This is a genomic window from Acidimicrobiales bacterium, assembly GCA_035533095.1.
In the GTDB taxonomy this organism is placed as follows: domain Bacteria; phylum Actinomycetota; class Acidimicrobiia; order Acidimicrobiales; family Palsa-688; genus DATLUM01.
The window spans coordinates 1-5,579 of record DATLUM010000017.1; the positions used below are offsets into that span (position 1 = coordinate 1).

General features: G+C 68.0%; 4 protein-coding genes. 3 read left to right on the forward strand and 1 reads right to left on the reverse strand.

Features of this window, described 5'->3' with window-relative positions:
- The coding region (locus VNF71_02325) for a thiolase family protein (protein HVA73387.1) at positions 1-604 on the forward strand (604 nt) is incomplete at its 5' end.
- Positions 605-674: 70 nt separating this feature from the next.
- On the opposite strand, the gene VNF71_02330 is transcribed toward VNF71_02325, so the two are convergent.
- The gene (locus VNF71_02330) at positions 675-1,892 is read right to left on the reverse strand and encodes a trypsin-like peptidase domain-containing protein (protein HVA73388.1); all 1,218 of its coding nucleotides are present in this window, start codon (positions 1,890-1,892) and stop codon (positions 675-677) included.
- A 445-nt stretch (positions 1,893-2,337) separates the two neighbouring features.
- On the opposite strand from VNF71_02330, the gene VNF71_02335 reads away from it, so the two are divergent.
- Positions 2,338-2,613 (forward strand): integrase core domain-containing protein, encoded by a 276-nt coding sequence (locus tag VNF71_02335; protein ID HVA73389.1) that lies wholly within the window; start codon positions 2,338-2,340, stop codon positions 2,611-2,613.
- Positions 2,614-2,935: 322 nt separating this feature from the next.
- A complete protein-coding gene (gene katG, locus VNF71_02340; GenBank protein ID HVA73390.1) occupies positions 2,936-5,188 on the forward strand; it encodes a catalase/peroxidase HPI in 2,253 nt (750 codons plus the stop codon).
- Positions 5,189-5,579 lie beyond the last annotated feature (391 nt).

Below are 5,579 nucleotides of genomic sequence, written 5' to 3' on the forward strand. Positions count from 1 at the left end.
CGGGCACTTCGACGACGAGATCATCCCGGTGCCGACCCGCGACGGCGTCGTGTCGGTGGACGAGGGGCCGCGCCCCGACACGACGCTCGAGCGTCTGGCGCAGCTCAAGCCGGTCTTCCGCGAGGGTGGGACGGTGACGGCCGGCAACGCCAGCCCACTCAACGACGGCGCGGCGGCGGTGCTCGTCGTCTCGCGCCGCTACGCCGAGGCGCACGGCCTGCGGCCGCTGGCGCGAGTGCGCGCGATCGGCGTGGCCGGCGTACCGCCGCGCGTTATGGGGATCGGCCCGGTGCCGGCCACGCGCAAGGCGCTGGAGCGCGCGGGGTTGACCCTGGCCGACGTGGGCGTGATCGAGCTGAACGAGGCCTTTGCGGCGCAGGCCCTGGCGGTGCTCCACGACTGGGAGATGGATCCAGAAGACCCGCGCGTCAACCCTAACGGCGGCGCCATCGCGCTGGGTCACCCGCTGGGCTGCTCGGGCGCCCGGATCATGACCACGATGCTGCACGAGATGCGGCGGCGAGCCGACATCCAGTTCGGCCTGGCGACGATGTGCGTCGGCGTGGGCCAGGGGATAAGCATGGTGGTCGAGCGCGTCGCCTGACGGGCTCGAAGGCCGAACACGAGCGGAGGGCGGCATCGGCCGCCCTCCGTCAGTTTGGGGAGTCGCCCGGCTACCGCGACGCCGGCATGGTGCCGAGCGTGACCGTGAGTGAGAGATGCTGGGAGCCGCGCTGCACCGACAGCGTGACCACGTCACCCGGCTTGTGGTGGTCGATCGCCTCGGCCAGCGAGGACTCCGTGCTGAGCTTGGTGCCGTCGATGGCCGTGACCACGTCGTTCGCCTGCAGCCCGGCCGCTGCACCCGGGGAGTTCGGGGCGACCTGGCCGATGACCGCGCCGGTCGTGTTGGCGACGCCGAGCTGGGCCGCGATGGCGGGATTGAGCGGCGTGTACGAGATCCCGATGTAGGGATGATCGACGTGCCCGGTCGCAACGAGCTGGTCGGCGATCGGCTTGGCGGTGGCCATGGCGATCGAGAAGCCGATACCCTGCGCCTGGACGCCCGGCTCAGCCTGGCCGGCGACCAGGGTGTTGATGCCGATGACCTGGCCCGTGAGGTCCACCAGCGGGCCGCCGGAGTTGCCGGGGTTGATCGGGGCGTCGGTCTGGATGGCGTCGAACAGGTACGGGCCGGCGGCCTGTGCCTGCGCCGCCTGACCCTGGCCGAAGGGGATCTGACCGAAGGGACTGCCGCTCGACGAACCGGACTGGCTCTGAGCCTGCGACGGCTCCTGCACCGTCCGGTTCAGGGCGCTGACGACGCCGCTGGTGACGGTCGGTCCGCCGGGCAGCGCCAGCGCGTTGCCGATCGCGATCACGAACTGGCCCACCTGGAGCCGGCTCGAGTCGCCGAGCGGAGCCACCGGGAGATTGCTGCCGTGGATCTGGATCACGGCGAGGTCGGTCTGCGGGTCGGTGCCCACGACCGTGGCGGGGAACGAGCGGCCGTCCGGCAGGGAGACCAGCAGGTTCTGCGCGCCGGCAACGACGTGGTTGTTAGTCAGAATATGTCCCTGGCTGTCGTAGATCACACCGGAGCCGACGCCCGACGGAACGGAGTAAGCCTGGCCGAACTGCGATGCCGGGGTCTGGTTGTTCGTGATCTGGACGACGGCCGGCCTGGCCTTCTGAACGGCGGCCTCGACGGCCGCCTGGAAGGAAGTCGCGCTGCCGGTAGTCGGAGTCGCGGCGCCGGCGGCGCTGACCGGCGCCGGTGACAACAGGCTGGGCGCGTCGTAGCGTACGAACGCGTAGCCGCCGACGGCGAGCAGGAAGATGAGGAACGCCGGGATCAGGCGCAGGCCAAAGCGCCGGTAGGGATGGGACATGGTTCGGCCTCTCTCACTAGAACGATCCGACGCTCGGGGTGCGCTCAACCGCGCTCTGGGACCAGGGAACCGGGAGGATCACAGCGGCTCCTGGGCGCGGCGCCAACCCTGGGTCGCGGTTCCTCGCGGTCTCGGATCGCCGAACGTCCGCGGCATCCCGAGAAGCGTCTCCCACGATCACGAGCGTATCGAGTGGGGCTGAGACAGCGATGAAAGAGACATAAGGCACCTATGAGGCCTTGGAGGTTTCTCCGGCAGCCATCCAAGGCCCCGGCGAGTGCTCGGGGGACCCGGTCGCGTTGCCGAGGGGGTGCGAACCTCCGGCGCGAATTCCGCGGTGAGCCGGCGGGGCGCCTGGAGTCGCTGGAGCGTTTAATGGTGGACACTGGCCGGGGATTCATTTCCAGGGCGCCTGGATGCCTGGGCCGACTGCAACGGGATCAACTTGAAGTTGTCGCGGCCGGGCAAGCCGACCGCCAGTGCCTTCGCGGAGCCATTCAACGGGCACTTCCGACGGGAGTGGCGGGGCTATTGCTGGTTCGCAAACCGTACCGAGGCGCTCGAGGTGGTCGAAGCCTGCCCGTTGGAGTACAACGACGAGCGGCCCAACCGGGGGTCGGATCGGCGGACACCGGCCGCTCTCCTGGCAGGTTGGGAGTTCTCGGAGCAGGCGGCGGACGAACGCATGCCGTTGACCAATCCGGTGGTCGGTTCAAGTTAGCGGGCGGCACGCTGCAATACGAGTGCAGAGGGCTACCGAGATGTTTAGCCCTGCTCCGGCGGTGGCGATGACGTGGCTGAAGTAGGTGCAGACCAGGCTCGCGGGGTGCGGGCATGCCGTACTATATTTCGGCCTGTGCAGGTACCTCCGCAACCCGAGACGGGAGACGGATTCCGCGAAATCGGCTACTGTTCGGCTCATCGAGCGACAGCCGAGAGGCCGCACTCGATAGCAGCTGGGCGACACCTCCCTGGATCTCCGAGAACCGACGTCGACGGCCAACTGCGAAGTTCCCCGACACCGCGAGAGGAGTAGGGCCGGCGTGTCCGAAAAGAAGGAAGTGACGACGAGCGTCAGCGAAAGCGAGAACCCGGCAATCCCCTCCCCGACACCCAAGGTGACCCGGCCGCGGACGAACATGGACTGGTGGCCGAATCGGCTCGACCTCTCGGTGCTCCACCAGCACTCGTACCTGTCCAACCCGCTGGGTGAGGGCTTCAACTACGCCGAGGCGTTCAAGAACCTCAACCTCGAAGCGCTGAAGCAGGACCTCATCGAACTGATGACGACGTCGCAGGACTGGTGGCCGGCCGACTACGGCCACTACGGGCCGTTGTTCATTCGCATGTCCTGGCACTCCGCGGGGACGTACCGCATCGCCGACGGCCGTGGCGGCGGGGGCGCCGGTGCCCAGCGCTTCGCCCCCCTCAACAGCTGGCCCGACAATGCCAGCCTCGACAAGGCGCGCCGTCTGCTCTGGCCCGTCAAGCAGAAGTATGGCCAGCAGATCTCCTGGGCTGACCTGCTGGTCTTTGCCGGCAACGTGGCCATGGAGTCGATGGGGTTCAAGACCTTTGGTTTCGGCTTCGGACGGCCCGACATCTGGGAGCCCGACGAGATCTACTGGGGGTCCGAGGACACCTGGCTCGGGGATGAGCGCTACAGTGGGGACCATGAACTCGCCTTCCCGTTCGCCAATGTGCAGATGGGACTGATCTACGTGAATCCCGAGGGCCCCGGCGGGGTCCCCGATCCGCTGGCAGCCGCACGGGACGTGCGCGAGACCTTCGCCCGCATGGCGATGAACGACGAGGAGACGTTGGCGCTCATCGTCGGCGGCCACACGTTCGGCAAGACCCACGGTGCCGCCCCTGCGACCCACCTGGGCCCCGAACCCGAGGGCGCTCCGCTGGAGGAGCAAGGCCTCGGCTGGAAGAACTCCTTCGGGAGCGGCAAGGGTGACGACGCGATCACCAGCGGGCTCGAGGGCGCGTGGACGTACGAGCCGACGAAGTGGGACAACGGGTTCCTCGACAACCTGTTCAGGTACGAGTGGACGCTGACCAAGAGCCCTGCCGGTGCGTGGCAGTGGATTCCCACGGATCCCGCGGCCCAGACCACGGTGCCCGACGCGCATGACCCATCGAAGCGCCATGCCCCGGTGATGCTGACGACGGACCTCGCGCTGAAGGTCGATCCGATTTACGGGCCGATCGCCAAGCGCTTCCACGAGCATCCGGACGACCTGGCGGAGGCATTCGCCAAGGCGTGGTACAAGCTGTTGCACCGCGACATGGGACCTCACTCGCGCTACCTCGGACCCTGGGTGCCGGAGCCGCAGCTCTGGCAGGACCCCGTCCCGCCGGTCGATCATGAGCTTATCGACGGTGAGGACATCGCCGCCCTCAAGCGAAAGGTCCTCGTGTCGGGGCTGCCGATCTCTCAACTGATCTACACGGCCTGGGGAGCGGCAGCATGCTTTCGCGGTACCGACAAGCGCGGCGGGGCCAACGGTGGGCGGATTCGCCTGGCCCCGCAGAAGGACTGGGAGGTCAATCAGCCGACGCAGCTGGCCGAGGTGCTGCAGGTCCTCGAGCAGATCCAGCAGGACTTCAACCGCTCCCAGTCAGGCAACAAGCGAGCCTCGCTGGCCGACCTGATCGTCCTGGCCGGGTGCGCCGCCGTTGAGCAGGCGGCAAAGGACGCCGGGCACGAGGTCACGGTGCCGTTCGACCCAGGTCGGACGGACGCCTCGCACGAGCAGACCGACGCGGACTCGTTTGCCGTGCTCGAACCGACCCACGACGGGTTTCGCAACTACCTCCAGGCCGGACCGATCCTGTCGCCGGAGACCCTGCTGCTGGACCGGGCCAACCTGCTGACGCTGACGGCTCCCGAGATGACGGTCCTCATCGGCGGCATGCGGGTGCTGAACGCCAACTTCGGGCAATCACCACTTGGTGTCTTCACCGATCGGCCTGGGCAGCTGACCAACGACTTCTTCGTCAACCTGCTCGACATGCGCACCGAGTGGAAGCCCGTCGCTGAGAACCGGTTCGAGGGGCGCGATCGCGCCACGGGTGAGCTCACGTGGACCGCCACCGCCGTCGACCTCGTTTTCGGTTCGAACTCCCAGCTCCGTGCCATCTGCGAGGTCTACGCCTCGGACGATGCGAAGGAGAAGTTCCTGCGCGACTTTGTGGCGGCCTGGCACAAGGTCATGAACCTGGATCGCTACGATCTGCGCGCTCGGCCCGTCGGCGGACAGCCGCTCGCGGCCGCGGCCGACGACTAGCGTCGACCGGACAGTTCGATTGCCGAGGGGATGAGGATCGGCGACCCGACGGGGTGTTGCACCGCCACCCTCGCAAGGAGCCGATCCTCATGTCCATGCCCCCGTGCCGTCTCGCCCCGTCGCTGCCGGGTGATGTTGCGTTCCGGTTCCGGTAGCGCGCACCGCCGCTCACCGACAATCGCCGTGCGGCGACGAGCGATGCCGCGCCGTGGTCTCACCCTTGCGGACATGAAGTAAGCTCCGCGCTCGTCCGCCGATCCGGCAGGACGCTCCGCCTTGACGCGCGACGTGGTTCTCGGTATAACACCGGCACGCGTAGCACCTAACGAGCGTTTGTTCGGCACGTGGAGCAGGGATGGACCGTCGCACCGAGATCCTGGATGCCGCCGGC